Consider the following 18,525-nt stretch of genomic DNA (forward strand, 5'->3'; position numbering starts at 1 on the left):
CATGGCTATCGGGAATGTGCAACTGGGCAAGCTCGGCTACGGGGCCGCCAACCTGGGGAATCTCCACCGGGTTCTCACCGAGGAGGAGGCCTGGGAGATACTGGCGACCGCCTGGGACGGCGGCATACGCTACTTCGACACGGCGCCGCACTACGGGTTGGGGTTGAGCGAGCGGCGCCTCGGCGCGTTCCTGCAGACGAAGCCGCGCGATCAGTTCGTCGTCTCGACCAAGGTGGGGCGGCTGATCCGTGCCAACCCCGATGACGACGGCGGCCTCGATCTCGCCAACGGCTTCCATGTCCCCAGTACGACCAGGCGGGAGTGGGACCTCACTGCTGACGGTGTGGCGACCTCCCTCGCCGAGTCCCGCGACCGCCTGGGCCTCGATGCGATCGACATCGCGTTCGTGCACGACCCCGAGGTCTTCAGCCTCGACGTGGCGGTGGCCGAAGCGTTTCCCGCACTCGAGGCGCTCAGGAGTGCGGGGGAGATCTCGGCGATCGGGGTGGGCGCCATGAGCAGTGCGACGCTCGAGCGGTCGGTGCGCGAGGCGGATCTCGACCTCATCATGGTCGCCGGTCGCTACACGCTCCTCGACGACGAGGCGAAGGTCGGGGTGCTGCCGGCCTGCCGGGCGCGGGGCACGCTGGTCGTCGCGGCCTCGGTGTTCAACTCCGGCCTGCTGGCCTCCGACTCACCCTCCCGGGACGGGCGATTCGAGTACGGATCGATGCCCGACGAGATGTGGCAGCGCCTGCAGCTCATCCTCGCCGTCTGCCGGAACCACGGCGTTCGGCTGCCTGCCGCCGCGATCCAGTTCCCGTTGCGCGACGCGTCCGTGGCCGATGTCATCGTCGGCGGCTCTCGTCCGGCGCAGCTGCGCGAGAATCTCGAGCTGATGTCGTGCGAGATCCCCGACGCGTTCTGGGCGGAACTCGAGGCCGAGTCGGAGTCGCTGCCGGCGCGGTGGCGCGACTGACACTTCGGCTCGTCGGAGCACCGCTACCGCTCGGCGGCCTCGGATTGCCAGATCCACATCTGCGAGATGTGCTCGCGGAGGATCGCGAGTGCGTCGTCGACGCGTCCATCGCGGAGCGCGAGATAGATCGCCCGGTGCTGCTCGTTCGCACGGTCGTAGGAGGCGCGAGGCTCGGCGATCACCTGAGCCGGCGGCGGCATCTCGTCGACGAGCAGGTGGACGATCCCTTCGGTGAGCTGGTTGCCGGCGCGGGCCTGGTACACCTGGTGGAAGGCCAGATCGGCGTTCTGGAGCTGTTCGAACTCGGTCGAGTGATCCATGGTCCGGAGGTGGGTCTCCATGGCGGCGTAATCCTCGTCGGTGAGTAGCGGTGCGGCCTCCGCAAGGAGCGAGAGGTCGAGATCGAGTCGCAGCTGCACTGCGTCGCGCCGCATGCGTGCGCCGACGTTCAAGGCCAGGGCGATCCGCAGCACGCTCGGATCGAGGAAGTTCCATTTCGAGGGCTCGCGCACGACCGTGCCCTCGCCCTGCCGGATGGCCACGAGGCCGGCGGCCTCGAGGAACTTCACCGCCTCGCGGGCGACCGGCCGGCTGACCTCGAACTCCGCCACCAGCGACGGTTCCGGTGGGAGCAGCGAGCCCACGGAGTACTCGCCCGAGATGATCCGTCGCAGGAGCTCCTCGGAGACGGCGGTGCTCAGGCGGTTCGGTCGACGAGTCCTGCGCGCGTCCAGCGCCCCCGGCGCCAGATCGAGCAGCTCGGGCCGCGTCCGGCCGGCGGATGATGCTCCCACTGCTTCCTCCACTCGGGGTTCCCATGCTCTCCTGAATCGTAGCTTGCCCGATCAAACGTCAAACGTGTAACGTTTGTTGGGTGTCGGGTATCCGGCATTGGCCAACGTCGTTCGAGGATGCACCCGATGAAGATCACCACCGTGGAAGTCTGGACGGTTACCGTGCCGGCCCCGTCGCCGTCGTTCAAGTGGCGCGCCGGGTTGCCGGGCAGCGGACCCGCAGGGGAGCGCGGCATTCTCCGGATCGGCACCGACACCGGCGCGACCGGGGTGGCGTTCGCCTCGCGCCCCGGCAGTGCCCGGATGCTGCGCGACCTCGTCGATCGGGTCTGGCGCGACGAGCTCGTGGGGCAGGATCCCCTGCAGCGGGAGCACCTCTACCACCGCATCTGGGAGCTCGACCGGCTCGAGGAGTTCGCCCTTCCGTACCTCGGCACTGTCGACCTCGCGCTCTGGGACCTCGCCGCACGGGACGCCGGGCTCCCGCTCTGGCAGCTTCTCGGCGGCGCCCGCACGAAGATCCCCGCCTATGCGTCGACGACGACCTTCGACACCACCGAGGAGTTCCTCGCGGTGGCCGACCGGGCGCTCGCGATGGGCTATCCCGCCATCAAGCTGCACGCCTGGGGCGACGCCCGCAAGGACGCCGCGCTCTGCCAGGCGCTGCGCGACCATGTCGGGCCCGACGTGCCCCTGATGTACGACGGATCGGCGGGCTTCGACCTGCCGGATGCGATCCTCCTCGGCCACGCGCTCTCCGACGCCGACTACCTCTGGTACGAGGAGCCGATGCGCGAGTTCTCGGTGAACGCGTACGCCGCGCTCGGGCGTGCCGTGCGGGTTCCGCTGCTGTCGGCCGAGACCTCCGACGGGTCCTTCATGAACGCCGCCGACTTCGTCGCCGCCGGAGCCGCCTCGTTCGGTCTGCGCCTCTCCTCGGAGCTGCGCGGCGGCATCTCAGGCGCGATGCGCACCGCCCATCTCGCCGATGCGTTCCGCGTGCGGGCCGAGCCGCACGGCATGGGCGAACCGGAGCGCCACCTCTGCATGGCCGTCAGCAACGCGAGCTACTTCGAATCGCTCGTCACCCACACCGAGTTCGAGCGCGCCGAGGGCATCGACGAGGACGGCTTCCTCCTCGCCCCGGTCGGCCCCGGCGTCTCGCTTCCGCGGGGCCTGGAGTATCCGCCGGAGCTCGCCGACTACGTCAATCCCGATCCGGTCGTTGCCGCCGCAACCACGGAGTGACGGATGCGCCAGGCGATCGTCGTGCGCGGCGGCTGGGAGGGCCACCAGCCGGTGGAGGCCACTGAGTTGTTCCTGCCGTTCCTCCGAGCGCGCGGCTTCGAGGTGCGGGTCGAGGCCTCTCCAGAGGTGTACGCCGACCCTGAGGTCATGGCTCGGGCCGACCTCGTCGTGCCGTGCGTGACGATGGGGGAGATCACGCCGGAGGAGGTGGAGGGGCTCCGTGTCGCCGTCGAGAACGGGACCGGGCTCGTGGGCTGGCACGGCGGCGTCGTCGACTCGTACCGAGGCAGCCCGGCCTACCTGCAGCTCGTCGGAGGGCAGTTCGTCGCACATCCGATGGCGCCGATCGACGAGCGCGCACCGGGGGCGGAGAGTTCACGGACCCACGCGATCACGTTCACCGAGCAGGGCGCTGCCCACCCGGTGACGCGAGGCCTGATGGACTTCGAGCTCACCACTGAGCAGTACTGGGTCGCGACCGACGAGCTGAACGATGTCCTCGCCACCACCGTGCATCCCATGGATCCCGGCGTTCCCTGGAAGCGCCCCGTCACCGCCCCGGCGGTGTGGGCGCGCGAGTGGGGCGCGGGGCGGATCCTGGTCGTCACCCCGGGGCACGACGTCGACATGCTCTCGCACCCCACCGTCCGCACCATCATCGAGAGGGGGATGCTGTGGGCCGCACGCACCGAATCGGAGTGATCGGACTCGGCGTCATCTCGGGGGTCTACCTGAAGACGCTCCGCGAGGTCGACGACATCGTCGTCGCTGCGGTCGCAGACCTCGACCCGTCCCGCGCCGAGGCGGTCGCTGCGACCCTGCCGGAGGCCAGGGCGCTCTCGGTGGAGCAGCTCCTCGCGGCGCCCGACGTTGACCTCGTGCTCAATCTCACCGTTCCGGCGGCGCACGCCGAGATCGCGGAGGCGGCGATCGCGCAGGGCAAGAGCGTCTACGGCGAGAAGCCGCTGGCCGCCGACCTCGAGGCGGGCCGCCGTGTGATCGCGGCTGCCGAACGGGCCGGCGTGCGGGTCGGCTGCGCACCCGACAGCGTGCTCGGGGTGGGGATCCAGACCGCACGTGCCCTCGTGGATGACGGGAGCATCGGCCGCCCGATCGCGGCGACCGCCGTCATGGCGACGCCGGGGCATGAGCGGTGGCATCCGAACCCCGACTTCTACTACCTGCCGGGTGGCGGACCGCTGCTCGACATGGGGCCGTACTACCTCACGGCGCTCGTGCACCTGCTCGGCCCGGTGCGCAGCGTCATCGGCGCAGGCAGCCGGCTGCGCGCCGAGCGGGTCATCGGCACCGGAGATCGCGCGGGAGAGCGGATCGGGGTGCAGGTCGATTCGCATATGACCGGCGTGCTCGAGCACACGTCGGGCGCGATGTCGACGCTCGTGATGAGCTTCGACGCGGTGGCGACGTCGGCCGCACCCATCGAGGTGCACGGCGAGAAGGGCAGCCTGCTCGTTCCCGATCCGAACCGGTTCGACGGCACCTGCTCGCTCCGGCTCCTCGGTGAGGACGGCTGGCGGGAGATCCCACCGCGTGCGGGCATCGTCGGCGCGTCCCGGGGGGTTGGCCTCGTCGACCTGCTGCGAGCCGGCACCGAGCGGAGGTTCCGCGCCGACGGGACGCTTGCGTTGCATGTCCTGGAGGCCATGACGGCGCTGCTCGAGTCGGCGGCCACCGGCCGTCGCGTGAAACTCGCCTCGACCGCCGAACGACCTGTCCCTCTTACGTTGCTGGCCGGAATCGATGAGCTGACCGCGGCGAGGTGACGACCGGGGCGGTGCGCCGTGAGCGGCGGGGCCGCGTCACCGGGATGCGGGAGCGGCGCCGCAGTCAACGCGCAATGAATCAGAGTCAACCTCGAATCGTCGCATCGAGGTCGGCGGAGCGGCGTGCGGTCGCGGTGCGCGCCTTCCCTACTAGGCTTCTGGGATCATGAGCCGAGCAACGGGGGAGTCGCGCGCGCGAGTGACGCTGCGCGACGTCGCGGCGCGCGCCCGTGTTTCGGTGGCGACCGCGTCCTACGTGCTCTCCGGCACGGAGCAGGAGGGGGCGCGGTACTCCGACGAGACCGCCGAGCGGGTCCGGGTTGCCGCGACCGAACTCCAGTACCTGCCCAATCGCATGGCGAGGTCGGTGCGGACCGGCCGCACGGGGGTCATCCAGCTCGTCCTGCACATGCTCGGGGACCCCTGGACCCTGAGCATCGCCGAGTCGTTCACCGAGCGGGCGCCCGAGCACGGGTTGACGACGCTGATCGCCATGGACTCGGATTTCGCGGCGGCGTTGGCCCGCAGCGAGTTCGATGCGGCGTTCGTGGCGGCCGCCGGGGTCGCGGAGACCGCGCAGTGGCGAGCAGTCCTCGGGCCGCTGGCCCGCAAGGTGGCGGTCTACTCGCCGGCACTCGAGCCCGACGGATTCGACGTGATCCGATTCGATGATCGACGGGCCTCGCGGCTGGCCGTGGAGCACCTGCTCGAGCGCCGTCGACGGGTCGGCACCCTGGCCGTCGCGGCCGACGCCGAACGACCGCGGGGGAGCGCGCGTCGTCAGGCGTACATCGAGGCGCTGCGCGCCGCGGGCCTCGGAGTCGCCGACGGCGACATCGTCGAGTACGAGAAGGATCTCCTCGATCCGTATCGGGCGGCGCGCGCGCTGCTCGATCGCTCGGATCGCCCCGACGCCGTCTTCGCCGAGGCGGACTTCGCTGCCTTTGCGGCGGTGCACACCGCGCGGGAGCTGGGACTCCGGGTGCCCGAGGACGTCGCCGTCGTCGGCATCGGCGATTCGCGGCAGTCAGAGCTCGCCGACATCAGCTCGGTCGGCGCAGTGGACATGCGTGAGCGGATCATCGAGTTCGTGCTCGAGCGTGCGCTGGATGCGACCACGCCGACGAACCGGGTCCTCGAACTGGAGCCGACCTTGTTCGCGCGCGGCTCGACGACACTCTGACACGAACCCCTTGACGCAAAGGTCAAATGTTTGCTAGCTTCTGCGTAATCGTTTAAGCAGACTTCCGCAGTTCAGCGGAATCGACTGGCGCCGCAACGTTGCGGCGGAGAGGAATCGAGATGCGTTCACGAGTTTCCCGGTACGGCATGGGCGTGTTGGGAGTGGCGGCGGCGGCGAGCCTCGTCCTCACCGGCTGCTCCTCCGGCGGCGGCGAGTCCGCCGCCGACGGGCCCGTGACCCTGAACTACACGATCTGGGACCAGAACCAGGAGCCCGCGCTGCGCGAGGCGGCCGACGCGTTCGAGGCGCAGAACGAGAACGTCACGGTCGACATCACCGTTATCCCGTCCGCCGACTACTGGACGAAGATCCAGACGCAGCTCTCAGCCGGCTCCGGACCCGACGTCTTCTGGGTGAACGGGCCGAACTTCCAGCTCTACGCGTCAAACGACCAGCTCGCGGCGCTCGACGACACGGGGATCGACGCAGGCGACTACCCGGATTCGCTCATCGACCTCTACTCCTACGACGGAGCGCTGTACGGCGCCCCCAAGGACTTCGACACGATCGGCGTCTACTACAACAAGGCGCTCTTCGACAAGGCCGGCCTCGAGTACCCCGCCGCCGGATGGACGTGGGACGACTTCGTCACCGCGGCGGAGAAGATCTCGGACCCGGCCGCCGGCGTCTACGGCACGGCCGCCGCGCCCTATGGCCAGATGACCTACTACAACACGGTCTTCCAGGCCGGCGGCGAAGTCCTCACGGACGACACGACGAAGTCGGGCATGGACACGCCCGAGGCGGCGGAGGGCGTGCAGCTCTGGGTCGACCTGATCGAGAAGGGTGCCTCCCCGACGCTGCAGCAGCTGGCCGACACCTGGCCCGGCGACACCTTCAGCTCGGGCAAGATGGGCATGTTCTTCGACGGCTCCTGGGCCGCAGGCACCTACAGCAGCGCCGAGGCGATCAAGGACGTCGTCGGCGTCGCGCCGCTCCCGGCCGGCCCCGTCAGCGACACCTCGGTCATCCACGGCCTCGCGAACGCGGCATCCGCGAAGTCGAAGAACGTCGAATGGGCGAAGAAGCTCGCCGTCTTCCTCAGCGGTGAGGAGGGTGCGGAGATCCAGGCGAAGACCGCGACGGTCATCCCCGCGTTCAACGGCACCCAGCAGGCATGGGTCGACGCGCTGCCGACCATCGACGCGCAGGTCTTCCTCGACGAGGTCGCCAACGCCACGCCGCTGCCGATCTCGAAGAACACCACGGCCTGGATGCCCATCGAGGAGAAGTACATGAAGGAGATCCTCTCCGGGCAGACGGACACCGAGACCGGTCTCGCCGCCATGGCGAAGGAGATCGACGCGAAGCTCGCGGAGGAGTAGAGCGAGCATGACCGACACCGTCATCGACGCGGTCGTCCCGGGCGCTGCCACCGCGCAGCGCCCGGGCGGCCCCGCCGCACCGAAGCGCCGGCCTCACGGCCGAAACCGGGCCTGGTGGGCGCTGCTGTTCATCGGCCCGGCCGGCCTCGGGCTGCTGGTGTTCTACATCTGGCCCATCCTGCGCGGCATCTACCTCTCGTTCCAGAAGGTGGGGCCGTTCGGCGGCGAGACCTTCGCCGGCCTCGAGAACTTCATCACGGTCTTCCAGGAGCCCGATCTCGGCAGGGCACTGGTCAACACCCTGCTGTACGCCGGGATCGCCCTGCTCGGCATCCCGATCGCCATGGTCGTCGCCGTCCTCCTCAACACGCGTGGGCTGCGCTTCCGCGGCCTCTTCCGCGTCCTCTTCTTCATCCCGGTCGTGACGATGCCGGTGGCCGTCGCCCTCGTCTGGCGGCTGTTGCTGAACGTCGACTACGGCGTCGTCAACCTCACCTTCGGAGCGGTCGGGCTCCCCGGCCTCGCGTGGCTCTCCACCCCCTGGGTCAACATCGTCATCCTCGCCGTGATCGGCATCTGGATGGGCCTCGGCACGCAGATCATCATCCTCACCGCCGGGCTCCAAGGTATCCCCGAATCACTGCTCGAGGCCGCGGAGCTCGACGGGGCCGGACCGATCCGCCGCTTCTGGTCGATCATCGCCCCGCTGCTCTCGCCGACGACCTTTCTGCTGTGCGTGCTGAGCGTCATCGCGTCGATGCAGGTCTTCGATCTCGTGTACCTGATGATCGACCGGATCTCGAACCCGGCCTTCGCCCAGTCGAAGACGCTCGTCTACCTCTTCTACGAGAAGGGCTTCATCCAGCACGACCTCGGGGCGGCGGCGGCGATCGCCTGCATCCTGCTCCTGATCATCCTCGGGCTGAGCGCCGTGCAGTTCTGGCTCCAGCGGAAGTGGGTCCACTATGAGTGAAACGACCGCAATCCTCCAGGTTGAAAGTCAGGGCCGCTCGGCCGGACGGTCGCTGGTCTGGGTGTACGTGCTGCTGATCGCAGGCTCGTTCTTCATGGTGTTCCCGTTCCTCTGGGAGATCTTGACCTCGTTCAAGACCATCTCCGGCGCCGCCTCGGTGCCGCCGCAGATCCTCCCCGACCCGGTCACGCTCCGCGCCTACGAGAAAGTCTTCGACACCCTTCCGTTCTGGAACCTGCTCGGCAACTCGATCCTCCTCACCGCGCTGCGCACGGCCGGCCAGGTGATCCTGTGCACCATGGCGGGCTACGGATTCGCCCGGTTCTCCTTCCCAGGCAAGAACATCCTGTTCGTCGCGTTCCTCGCGGTGCTCATGGTTCCCGGGCAGCTGTTCATCCTGCCGCAGTACGAGATCATCCAGGGGCTCGGGCTCATCGGCACCATCACCGGCATCGCCATCCCCGGTCTGTTCAGCGTCTTCGGCACCTTCCTGCTGCGGCAGTTCTTCCAGTCCCTGCCGATGGACATGGAAGAGGCCGCGCGGCTCGACGGAGCCAACGAATGGCAGATCTTCTGGCACGTGATGCTGCCCCTTGCGAAGCCGGGGATCATCGCGCTCACCGTGCTGACCGCCCTGTGGTCGTGGAACGACTTCCTCTGGCCCCTCGTCGTCGCCGGCAACGTCAACTCGATGCCGTTGAGCGTCGGGCTCAGCCTGCTCACCGACCTGCGGCTGAAGGACGACGCGCTGCTCATGGCGGGGGCCCTGTTGAGCTCGCTGCCCATGATCATCGTCTTCCTGGTGCTGCAGCGGCAGTTCATCCAGGGCATCGCCTTCACCGGATCGAAAGGATAAGCAACAGAACATGGACAGCACACGGATGCCGGTCGGTGTCATCGGATTCGGGGTTCGAGCCCTGCTCACCGAGGAGCTCGCCCCGAGGCCGGACGTCGAGATCCGGGCCATCTGCGACCCGTCCGAGTCGGCGCGCGTCCGCGCCGGCGAACAATTCCCGGAGGCGCTCGTCACGGGCGACCTCGACGAGCTGCTCGCCGCCGGCGTCGAAGCCGTGTTCGTGCTGACGCCCGACCACACGCACGCCGAGGTCGTCGGCCGCTGTCTCGCCGCCGGTGTCGCCGTCTTCTGCGAGAAGCCGATCGCGATCTCGGTCGAGGACGCGGATCGCATGCTCGAACTCGCCCGATCGACCGGTGCCCGGCTGTACCTCGGCCACAACATGCGTCACATGCCGGTCGTCCGCCTGATGCGCGAGCTCATCCAGTCGGGTCGCATCGGCGAGGTGAAGGCGGTCTGGTGCCGCCACTTCGTCGGCAACGGCGGCGACTACTACTTCAAGGACTGGCACGCCGAGCAGTCGCAGGTGAACTCGCTGCTGCTGCAGAAGGGCGCCCACGACATCGACGTGATCCACTGGCTCGCCGGCGGCTATACGCAGCGCGTCTCTGCGATGGGCGGTCTCACCGTCTACGGCGATCCCGCGCTGCAGGGCGACCGCGGCGGCGAGATGATGACCGACTGGATCAGCGTCGACAACTGGCCGCCGGCGGCGCAGACGGGGGTCAATCCGAACGTGGATGTCGAGGATCTCTCGATGGTCACGATGCGACTCGACAACGGGGTGTTCGCGAGCTACCAGCAGTGCCACTACACCCCCGACTACTGGCGCAACTACACCGTGATCGGCACCGAGGGGCGACTCGAGAACCTCGGCGACGGGCCGGACGGCGTCGTGAACGTCTGGACGAGGCGGCACCCCGGATTCGCCGCCCCGGACGAGGTGATCCCGATTCCCGAGGCATCCGGATCCCACGGCGGAGCCGACCCGGTGCTGCTCGACGAGTTCCTGCGGTTCGCCCGCGAGGGCGGGGCCACGGAGACCTCGCCGATCGCGGCTCGGCAGGCGATCGCGGTCGGCGTGCTCGCTGCAGAGTCGATGCGCGGGGACGGGCGAGCCCGCACGGTGCCGCCGCTCGAACCGGAGCTGATCCGGTACTTCGACGACGGGCAGCCGGGTTCGCACGGCAGCGTCGCCCTGGCCGCCACCGCCGGGGAACACTGACCCAACCCGGACCACCGAACCAGCACCATCCGAGGGAGAAACCACCCCACCCGGCACCTCCCCACCCAGCACCGCCCTGAGAGGAACGCCTTCCGCGCATCCGACGCGTGAGCCTTTCCCGATTTCGATTCAGCGAAGAACCGATCATCCGCAGGAGGAATCATGAGACACACGCCAACGAAACCGATCGCGATACTCGGCGCCTCGGCGCTCATCGCGACCGCGATGGCCGTCGGCGCAGCCGCCGGTCCTGCGACTGCCCAGCAGACCGGCGGCAACGCGCCGTTCATCAACTCGTGGTTGGTCTCCGGGCCGTTCGACAACGCGGTCGCCGACGAGATCTACGGCTGCGAGATCGCCGAAGCGGTGAACCTCGCCCGCGCCGCGAAGGCCTCGGCTTCGTCGTCGCTCGACGCGAACCCGCCGACCCAGCTGATCGACGGCGACGCCCGCAAGCAGTGGGTGACCCAGAACGATTCCGCCCCGTCGGTCACGCTCGCGTGGGACTCCCCGATCTCGCTCAACGAGGTACGGCTGGCGCAGTGGGGCGATGCCCGCCACGTGAACGGCGAGTACGCGCTCACGTTCACCCTCGCCGACGGGTCGACGGTCGCGTCGCCGAAGGTCGCGAGCACGTCCGCGTCGCCGTCATCACCGACCGTGTACACGCACGCCGAGACCATCGCCGATGTGGTGTCGATGACGGTCGCCATCGACCCGGGCCTGACGCCGTACCCTTCGTTCACCGGCCTGTCGGAGATCGAGGTCTTCGAGCGCGTCGCACCGACCGACGGCGACGCGTCGATCGACCCCGCCGTCGGCGGAACGCTCGGCGACGATGCGGAGTCGAACGAGTGGGAGTACTTCGACGACCGTGTGTACAACCGCAACTACGACGACTACCAGGACCTCTTCGGCTACTACTCGGTGAAGCAGGGCGAGGACACCAGGAACAAGTTCGTCTACGCGCACACCTACGTCTACAGCCCCGAGGCGCAGAAGGGCTTCGTGAACGTCGGTGCGAGCGGCTCGTACCGTCTCTACGTCAACGACGACTGCGTGACCGGGAGGAGCACGCCCGTTGAGGTGCAGAAGGATCTGACCAAGCAGCAGGTCGACCTGAAGAAGGGGTGGAACAAGGTCCTGCTCCAGATCGAGCACACCTACACGGAGGACCTCAACGGCAACGGCGTGCCGATCGCCAAGGACCAGAACGTCGCCTACCTCGGCTTCTACGGCCGGGTGGCTGATGCGAACGGCAACCGGATCGAGGGCCTCGTAAGCTCGGTGAACGGCCCCTCCGAGAATCTGAAGATCGACACCAGGGCGCTCGCGGCCTCCGGAGCCGACGGGAAGGCGCTGCCGGACGGCGTGCTCCCGACCGGATACCTCGAGTGGCCGTACGTGTGGAACAAGTCGGTCACCGGCAGCCGGCACGGCGTCTCCGCTTCGTCGTTCCAGTTCATCGCGAGTGGCGGCAAGCCCGGCTACACGTGGAGGCTCGTGGACGGCGAGCTCCCGAAGGGGCTCGAACTGAACGCCGACGGCACGATCGCCGACGGGCTCGTCGACGGCATGCCGGACCTCGCGAGCACGAAGGGCATCATCAGCCCCGACGCGCGCGTCGGCGACTACGAGTTCGCCCTCGAGGTGACGGATGCCGCGGGCGCGACCAAGACGAAGGAGTTCACCCTCACCGTCGAGGACCGCCCGAACCGCAAGTTCGAAGAGGGACGGGTCGGCGCGCTCACGCACTCCACCCCGGTCTACCGGTACTTCGTCGACCCGAACTACTCGGTCGACCAGTGGGCGCAGCGCGCGAAGGAGCAGGGTCACTCGCTGGTGTCGATCGAGGCGCTCCAGCAGAACTACTACTGGCCCTCGAAGTTCGCCGACCCGGCGCACGACCGCAACCAGTACCTGCCGAAGGACGCCGAGGGCAAGGTTGTCGATGGGCTGAAGCCCTTCGCCGACGCCGTCAAGCGGTACGGCATGGACTTCGGCCTCTACTACGCCACCGAGGGCGGCGGCCTGCAGCACTACTCGACCGACGTGTTCGTGCAGAACGTCGAGGACCTGCTCGACCGCTACGAGCCGGCGTACCTGTACTTCGACGGCCCGCAGACGATGCCCAACGCGAACTACGACGTCATGTACAGCGCGGTGCGCAACCACGGCGCCGACGTGATCATCGACTCGAACGCCTGGGGCGAGGAGTTCGGCGATCCGGATCTCCGCACCGCGGAGGCATCCCACATCTTCGCCAACACGAGCGCCGATCACCTGGTGAAGCGCACGCCGATGGAGCCCTGGAAGATCATCCTTACCGACCACGAGCGGTCGCCGTACTACGGACAGCGCGACGACTTCCGGCTCGTCACGCAGGAGATGATCATGAACGCCGGGCGCGGGTACGTCGACAACAACGACCAGACCGTGACCAACAGCCGCGGCCCGAACTGGGATTCGCCCACGGACATCGCGACTCGCTATCCGCGTGCGGTCCAGGAGTACATCGACGTCCGCGAGGGTCTCGCCGACTGGTTCTCCGCCTCAGGCGCCGACCTCCACGAGTCGACGACCGGCACGGTCCCGTTCTTCCTCCCCGGCTACGGCTATGAGGACGACGGACTCGGCAACTACGACCGGTTCGCATTCCCCGGTGCGGGCGTCGGCCCGCAGTGGGGCTATGCCACGAGCCGTGACAACGTCATCTACCTGCACATCCTGGCCGGACCCGACGGGAAGCAGGGCTTCGGCGCCATCGAGGGCGGCCGGCTCGCACTCGGCGGCATCGAGCACGAGGTCACCGCCGTCACGCACCTGAACACGGGGACGGAGATCTCCTCGTTCACCCAGGACGGGAAGGAGGTCGCCCTCGACCTGTCCTCCGTCCCGGTCGACCCGATCGACACGATCATCAAGATCGAGACGGATGACACGGCGCGCAGCTACCGGCTCACCGACGCCACCATCGACGCCAGTCCGCTCAAGGGGGGTCGCCTGCAGCTCGTCGCCGGCGGGTACATAACGTACCCCGCGCTGGCGGCGGAGCTCGACAAGGTGGTCTTCACCGCACCGGCCAACGATGTCGCGAAGGTCAACAAGAAGGGTCTCGTCAGCCCGAGGGCGGACGGCTCGGTGAAGGTGGATGTCGCCGTGACGTCGGGCAAGGTCACCGAGAAGGCGCAGGTCACCGTCTCGGTGAAGGACGGCGTGGCCTACATCGGCGACGATCTGTCGTCCGCCGTGCTGCGGATCGGGGGCAAGGAGGCGTACTCGGAGCTCCCGACGGACGCGCATCCCGATTACGCTCTCGAGGGGCGCTCGGGGCATGGCCAGTCCGTGCGCCTGGATGCCGCCGACATCACCTGGCACGCCGGCATCGTCGATCTCGACGGTGGCACGAAGACCGAGCCGGTCGCCATCACCGAGGTCGACACCTTCGGCTTCGCGAAGGGCGAGCTCTCCACTCCGCAGGTCACCGAGCCGACGCGCGGCGTCGTGTGGGCGGAGGTCTCCCTGGACGGGAAGACCGTCACCAGCAACCGGGTGTTCCTCGACCTGCTGCCGACCCGCGAGGTCGCCGCGACCGCGACGGTCACGACGAGCGATGAGTCCGAGGCGGGCTCGAAGCTCACCGACGGCATCGTCATCGATGCGGGGCACCTCTCGGGATCCGGGTGGAGCACCTCGGCCGACGGAGCGTCGTGGGCCCAGTTCGACCTCGCCGCCCCTGCCGAGCTGTCGAGCATCGGTCTCCAGTTCAACAAGTCCGGACAGCGCTACGCGAATACGCCGCGGAAGATCGTCATCCAGACGAGCGTCGACGGCGAGACCTGGGCCGACGCGCAGTCCGTGGCGGGCCCCGGCGGGTCCGTGTACTGGGGCACGGTGAACTCCTACCCGGTCACGGGAGTCGCACAGCACGTGCGGGTCTCGTTCCCCGAGGGCTCGGCCGGCGCCTCGCTCGACCTGCTGGAGGTGCAGATCCATGCGACGCACGAGATGACCGGGCTCGCGAGCATCCAGGCCGAGCCGAAGCTCAGCAAGGATGAGCGCACTGCGAAGGTCAAGGTCACCGGGAGCTCCTTCCAGGGCGATGCCGTCTCGGTGCCGGCCCGTGCGGTCAAGGTCGTCGCCGACGATCCCGGCGTCGTGTCGGTCGACGCCAAGGGAGTCATCTCGGCGGTCGGCGAGGGCCGGGCGAAGATCACGGTCACCGCGAGCGTCGACGGCTACCGCGCGTCGGACTTCTTCGACGTGAAGGTCGATGAGGATCGTCGCCTGTCGCTCCCGACGTTCGTGGAGAACGTGCAGCTGTCGCTGAGCGGCAGCACCGTGCGCGTCGGGCACCCGGTGGTGGCGAACGTGGAGGCGAAGCTCGACACCGGAGCAGTGGCGAACCCCGCCGAGCTGACCACGAAGCTCGAGTTCAGCGACCCCCGGCTGACGCAGGTCGGCGGCTCGAACACGATCGTGCTGACCGAGCCGGTGGCCGGTTCCGTATCGGCGACGGTGCGGGCGACGGTCACCTTCGACGGCCAGACGATCAGCTCTGGCCCGGTCGCGCTGACCCTGACTGGAGACAACCTCGCGAGCGCCGCGACCATCACGGTCTCGTCGGTGCGCGACCGCAACGGCGTGCCCGACGGCAACAACCAGGACGATCGCTACCTCGGCGCCAAGGCGGTCGACGGGAACGCGGCGACGTCGTGGGCGTCGAAGCAGACGGATGTCACCCCGTGGATCAAGCTCGACTTCGGCAGCCCGGTGCAGGTCGATCGGGTCAACCTCGTCGACCGCGGCCACGACGTCAACCAGATCGTCGAGGGCCTGCTCGAGTGGGAGGGCGGCAGCAAGCGCATCACCGGGATCCGGTGGGAGGGGCAGCCCGACAACATGATCACGCTCGACGCCCCGGTCACGACCTCGTGGCTGAAGTTCACGATCGATCCCGACAACGTGTTCGACAACCAGGCCGTCCACGGCGAGGTCGGACTGTCCGAACTCGGCGTGTACACGGCCGCGCAGGAGCGCAGCATCGTCGACGCGTCGAACGCATCGGTGGAGACGACGATCGGCGAGCAGCCGGCGCTGCCCGCCGAGGTCGACGCGGTCTACAGCGACGGCACCACCGGCGCCGTCGCGGTCAGCTGGGACGCCGTTCCGGCCGAGAAGCTGGCCGAGGCCGGCTGGTTCATCGTCGAGGGTGCGCTCGAGGGCAGTGGCGTGCGGGCCCGAGCGGTCATCACGGTGCGATAGTCGCAGCACGGAAAGCCGGCCCGGCGCCCCTCACGGGGCGCCGGGCCGGCGGCGTTTCAAGTGGCGACGTTCAGCCGAGACCCGGGGGTCCGGAGACGATGATCGAAGGGCGTCCTGGCGGAGTCCAGAGAGCACGTCGTCGACGGAGGCTTCCGCCCGGCGCATGGAGAGGTTCACCGAGCCGCGGGAGTCCAGGATCCAGCGGCCCTTCGGCCACCTCGGCAGAGCTCAGGGGAGCGCGACCCGGCGCAGCAGCACTGTCGACGTCACGCTGCCGAGCGCCGGAACGAGGGTGCCGTCTCCGCCTCGAATGAGGCCCGTGCGAGTGGTGCCCGTGCCCGGCAGTGTGTCGCCCGGCTCGACGGCGACCGCGAACATGCGGCGGAACCACGGCCAGCCCGATCCGGCGTTCGCCTCCATCCAGAGCCACGCAACCGGGCAGCGGTCTCGTTGCCAGCTCAGCTGCATTCCGAATCCGTGCGTCGGGCTCGCGAAGACGACGGAGGGTTCCGCGCCGGGAAAGTCGGTCAGCGCGGCGAACAGCGACTGTCGCGTTCCCGGTCCCGGGAGTGCGATGCTCGACCTCACTGGGCCGCCGGCCAGGATCGAGCGCGGTGCGCCGACGGCATCGGCCCCCGCGAGCGTGCCAGGTGCTTCGGCGTCGGCGATGAGCGTCCGTGCATCGGTCACGAGGTAGCTGTGCTCATCGAGGAAGGGCCCGCCGAACGCCGGGTGCTGGAGCATCCTCGCACTGACGTCGTCCTCCGAGAGATTCCGAACGGTGTCGGTCACCTCGAGTCCCGCGGCATCGACGGCGATCCGACGGTGGAGCTCGAGCGGCGCGGTGGCCAGATGCGCACCGAGCTCGACGCTCGACTTGTCGGCTGTGTGCACCTTCCACCTCGAGAGCGCCGACTCGCCGTGGTAGCCCTGCGTGATTCCGTCGTGCTCGCGTTCTGGCCCGGCGTTCGGCGTGAGGAACTGCCAGCCGCCGGGGTAGCCGTGGTGCCAGTGCACCCTCGAATCCCCGGGCAGCGCGGGGGTCGTCGTCCGCGCCGTCGGCGCGACGCTGAGCGTGGCGATCCCTGTCGCGCGGTCGACGACCTGCACGATGTCGGCGCCGCGTTCCGGGGTGACGGTGACCTCGAACATCGTCGAGGAGAGCGTGATCGTCATCGGCTGCGGGTGCTACCCGGCGAAGTAGCGGGGATTCTCCGCGCGCAGCCGAGTGGTGTCTGTGAGCACGCGCGTCGCGTGGCGATCGATGATTCGAGTGCCGGCCGCGGAGTCGCGCGCGGCCAGCGCATCGACGAGCTGCTGGTGCTCGCCGAGGAGCTCGCGGTTGGTGACCGCGCCCGCGAGGCTCAGCCGGCGGAGCCGGTCGAGCTGCATCTTGGTGCCCCGGACGACCTCCCACAGCCGGGGAACCCCGGCGAGCTCGAACACCGCCTGGTGCAGGAGCTCGTCGGTTTCGAAGAACGCCTCGAGGTCTCCGGCCTCGGCTGCGGCGAGGTTCGCGTCGACGTGTGCCTGGATCCCGGTGGTGTCGGGAGTGCCGCTCGCGATCGCCTGCTGAAAAGCGCTCGTCTCGAGCGCGCGGCGGATGAAGACCGCCTCCTCCACCTCGCGTATCGAGATCGGGGCGATCTGGCTGCCGACCTGCGGCACGACGGTGACGAGGCCGAGGTCGACGAGTCGGGTGATCGCCTCTCGTACGGGCGATCGGCTCACCTGGAGCGATGCGGCGATGCCGGGTTCGGAGATCGGGGAGCCGGGAGGCAGATGGAGGTTCCGGATGGACTCGCTCAGGGTCGTGAACACGGCGTCGGAGATGCGGTATCGCGATTTCGGCGCGGTCAACGGCTGCAGTGCGGCGATCGCCGGGGGTGTGCTCGTCATGGGTGCCTCCGCCGCGAGTTTATCTTGCGGACTAGTATACAAGTGTGGAATTCTGAGGTCTCGCCGCACTGAAGGGCACGGAGGGACAGGAATGCAGCGCAGACATGACGGCAGCGTCGTCGTCGTCACCGGGGGCTCCGCGGGGATCGGGCGCGGCGTCGCCGAGGCGTTCGCCGTGGAGGGCGCGTCGGTCGTCGTCCACGGCCTCGTGCAGGACGGCGTCGACGAGGTCGTGCACGAGATCACGGCCGAGGGTGGCGTGGCGATCGGCGTCGCGGGCGACGTTGCCGATGAGGCGACGCATCGCGCGATCGTGGGGGCCGCGATGTCGCGGTTCGGGCGCATCGACCACCTCGTCACCTCCGCCGGCGTCCAGACCTACGGCGACGCCGCGACGACGACACCCGCGGATTTCGACCGGGTGTTCGCCGTGAACGTGCGCGGGGTATTTCTCGCTGTGCACCATTCAATCGAGCACATCCGGCGCAGCCGCGGCACGATCACGCTCATCTCCTCGACGCAGGGCGTGGCGACGCAGAGCAACGTCGTCGGGTATACCTCGACGAAGGGTGCGCTGAACGCGATGACCCGTGCGCTCGCGGTCGACGAGGCGGCCCACGGGGTTCGCGTCAACGCCATCCTGCCGGGGTCGATCGACACGCCGATGCTCCGCGCCTCGGCGCGGGAGTGGTCCGACGGCACGGACGCCGGCGAGGAGTCGGTGATCGCGGAATGGGGGCGGATGCACCCGCTCGGCCGCGTCGGCCGGGCCGCAGAGGTCGGCACAGTGTGCTCCTTCCTCGCGAGCTCGGGGGCGAGCTTCGTCACCGGCGCCGAGCTCAGGGTCGACGGCGGACTGCTCTCTCGCATCGCGGCGTCGCTGCCTGTGCGCGACTGACCGCCCCGCCCCTTCCTCCACCCGACGGCGCCCGGC

General features: G+C 68.9%; 14 protein-coding genes. 11 read left to right on the top strand and 3 right to left on the bottom strand.

The window, feature by feature from the left end; translation table 11 throughout:
* Positions 1-16 precede the first annotated feature (16 nt).
* Complete coding sequence (locus tag ACFVTX_RS10560; protein ID WP_386899797.1) at positions 17-979, top strand: aldo/keto reductase; 963 nt, start codon at positions 17-19, stop codon at positions 977-979.
* Positions 980-1,002: 23 nt separating this feature from the next.
* Here ACFVTX_RS10560 and ACFVTX_RS10565 read toward each other — a convergent pair whose 3' ends face one another.
* The gene (locus ACFVTX_RS10565) at positions 1,003-1,773 is read right to left on the bottom strand and encodes a FadR/GntR family transcriptional regulator (RefSeq protein WP_386899799.1); all 771 of its coding nucleotides are present in this window, start codon (positions 1,771-1,773) and stop codon (positions 1,003-1,005) included.
* A 126-nt stretch (positions 1,774-1,899) separates the two neighbouring features.
* On the opposite strand from ACFVTX_RS10565, the gene ACFVTX_RS10570 reads away from it, so the two are divergent.
* From ACFVTX_RS10570 to ACFVTX_RS10610, 9 genes are all read left to right on the top strand, one after another.
* Positions 1,900-3,021: an enolase C-terminal domain-like protein gene (locus ACFVTX_RS10570; RefSeq protein WP_386899801.1), complete on the top strand. Its 1,122-nt coding sequence runs from the start codon at positions 1,900-1,902 to the stop codon at positions 3,019-3,021.
* Positions 3,022-3,024: 3 nt separating this feature from the next.
* Positions 3,025-3,723 carry a ThuA domain-containing protein gene (locus ACFVTX_RS10575; protein ID WP_386899803.1) on the top strand — a complete coding sequence of 233 codons (699 nt, stop codon included), beginning with the start codon at positions 3,025-3,027 and terminating at the stop codon, positions 3,721-3,723.
* Positions 3,696-4,805, top strand: a complete 1,110-nt coding sequence (locus tag ACFVTX_RS10580; RefSeq protein WP_386899805.1) for a Gfo/Idh/MocA family protein — start codon at positions 3,696-3,698, stop codon at positions 4,803-4,805. The genes ACFVTX_RS10575 and ACFVTX_RS10580 overlap by 28 nt, the downstream gene beginning before the upstream one ends.
* 166 nt (positions 4,806-4,971) lie before the next feature.
* Positions 4,972-5,988, top strand: coding sequence for a LacI family DNA-binding transcriptional regulator (locus ACFVTX_RS10585; RefSeq protein ID WP_386899807.1), 1,017 nt, complete (start codon positions 4,972-4,974; stop codon positions 5,986-5,988).
* Between the two features lie 119 nt (positions 5,989-6,107).
* Complete coding sequence (locus ACFVTX_RS10590) at positions 6,108-7,373, top strand: ABC transporter substrate-binding protein (protein WP_386899809.1); 1,266 nt, start codon at positions 6,108-6,110, stop codon at positions 7,371-7,373.
* A 7-nt stretch (positions 7,374-7,380) separates the two neighbouring features.
* Positions 7,381-8,346 (top strand): carbohydrate ABC transporter permease, encoded by a 966-nt coding sequence (locus ACFVTX_RS10595; RefSeq protein WP_386899811.1) that lies wholly within the window; start codon positions 7,381-7,383, stop codon positions 8,344-8,346.
* A complete protein-coding gene (locus tag ACFVTX_RS10600) occupies positions 8,339-9,202 on the top strand; it encodes a carbohydrate ABC transporter permease (protein WP_386899813.1) in 864 nt (287 codons plus the stop codon). The genes ACFVTX_RS10595 and ACFVTX_RS10600 overlap by 8 nt, the downstream gene beginning before the upstream one ends.
* A 10-nt stretch (positions 9,203-9,212) precedes the next feature.
* A complete protein-coding gene (locus ACFVTX_RS10605; RefSeq protein WP_386899815.1) occupies positions 9,213-10,427 on the top strand; it encodes a Gfo/Idh/MocA family protein in 1,215 nt (404 codons plus the stop codon).
* A gap of 162 nt (positions 10,428-10,589) precedes the next feature.
* Entirely contained in the window at positions 10,590-15,692 is a 5,103-nt protein-coding gene (locus ACFVTX_RS10610) for a discoidin domain-containing protein (protein WP_386899817.1), read from the top strand.
* Positions 15,693-15,920: 228 nt separating this feature from the next.
* Here the strand turns inward: ACFVTX_RS10610 and ACFVTX_RS10615 are convergent, their stop codons facing one another.
* Together ACFVTX_RS10615 and ACFVTX_RS10620 are read right to left on the bottom strand one after the other, a co-directional pair.
* Complete coding sequence (locus tag ACFVTX_RS10615) at positions 15,921-16,868, bottom strand: DUF4432 family protein (RefSeq protein ID WP_386899819.1); 948 nt, start codon at positions 16,866-16,868, stop codon at positions 15,921-15,923.
* A 12-nt stretch (positions 16,869-16,880) separates the two neighbouring features.
* On the bottom strand, positions 16,881-17,591 hold the full coding sequence (locus ACFVTX_RS10620; protein ID WP_386899821.1) for a GntR family transcriptional regulator: 711 nt from the start codon (positions 17,589-17,591) through the stop codon (positions 16,881-16,883).
* Positions 17,592-17,682: 91 nt separating this feature from the next.
* Here ACFVTX_RS10620 and ACFVTX_RS10625 point away from each other — a divergent pair, with 91 nt between their 5' ends.
* Positions 17,683-18,489 carry an SDR family NAD(P)-dependent oxidoreductase gene (locus tag ACFVTX_RS10625; protein WP_386899823.1) on the top strand — a complete coding sequence of 269 codons (807 nt, stop codon included), beginning with the start codon at positions 17,683-17,685 and terminating at the stop codon, positions 18,487-18,489.
* The last annotated feature ends 36 nt before the right edge of the window (positions 18,490-18,525 follow it).

Source organism: Agromyces sp. NPDC058136 (assembly GCF_042884375.1).
In the GTDB taxonomy this organism is placed as follows: Bacteria; Actinomycetota; Actinomycetes; order Actinomycetales; family Microbacteriaceae; genus Agromyces.

Coding starts and splice junctions, on each gene's coding strand:
- ACFVTX_RS10570 (WP_386899801.1), top strand. CDS start 1,900: ATGAAGATCACCACCGTGGAAGTCTGGACGGTTACCGTGCCGGCCCCG.
- ACFVTX_RS10620 (WP_386899821.1), bottom strand. CDS start 17,591: ATGACGAGCACACCCCCGGCGATCGCCGCACTGCAGCCGTTGACCGCG.
- ACFVTX_RS10625 (WP_386899823.1), top strand. CDS start 17,683: ATGCAGCGCAGACATGACGGCAGCGTCGTCGTCGTCACCGGGGGCTCC.
- ACFVTX_RS10600 (WP_386899813.1), top strand. CDS start 8,339: ATGAGTGAAACGACCGCAATCCTCCAGGTTGAAAGTCAGGGCCGCTCG.
- ACFVTX_RS10605 (WP_386899815.1), top strand. CDS start 9,213: ATGGACAGCACACGGATGCCGGTCGGTGTCATCGGATTCGGGGTTCGA.
- ACFVTX_RS10610 (WP_386899817.1), top strand. CDS start 10,590: ATGAGACACACGCCAACGAAACCGATCGCGATACTCGGCGCCTCGGCG.
- ACFVTX_RS10575 (WP_386899803.1), top strand. CDS start 3,025: ATGCGCCAGGCGATCGTCGTGCGCGGCGGCTGGGAGGGCCACCAGCCG.
- ACFVTX_RS10595 (WP_386899811.1), top strand. CDS start 7,381: ATGACCGACACCGTCATCGACGCGGTCGTCCCGGGCGCTGCCACCGCG.
- ACFVTX_RS10585 (WP_386899807.1), top strand. CDS start 4,972: ATGAGCCGAGCAACGGGGGAGTCGCGCGCGCGAGTGACGCTGCGCGAC.
- ACFVTX_RS10590 (WP_386899809.1), top strand. CDS start 6,108: ATGCGTTCACGAGTTTCCCGGTACGGCATGGGCGTGTTGGGAGTGGCG.
- ACFVTX_RS10615 (WP_386899819.1), bottom strand. CDS start 16,868: ATGACGATCACGCTCTCCTCGACGATGTTCGAGGTCACCGTCACCCCG.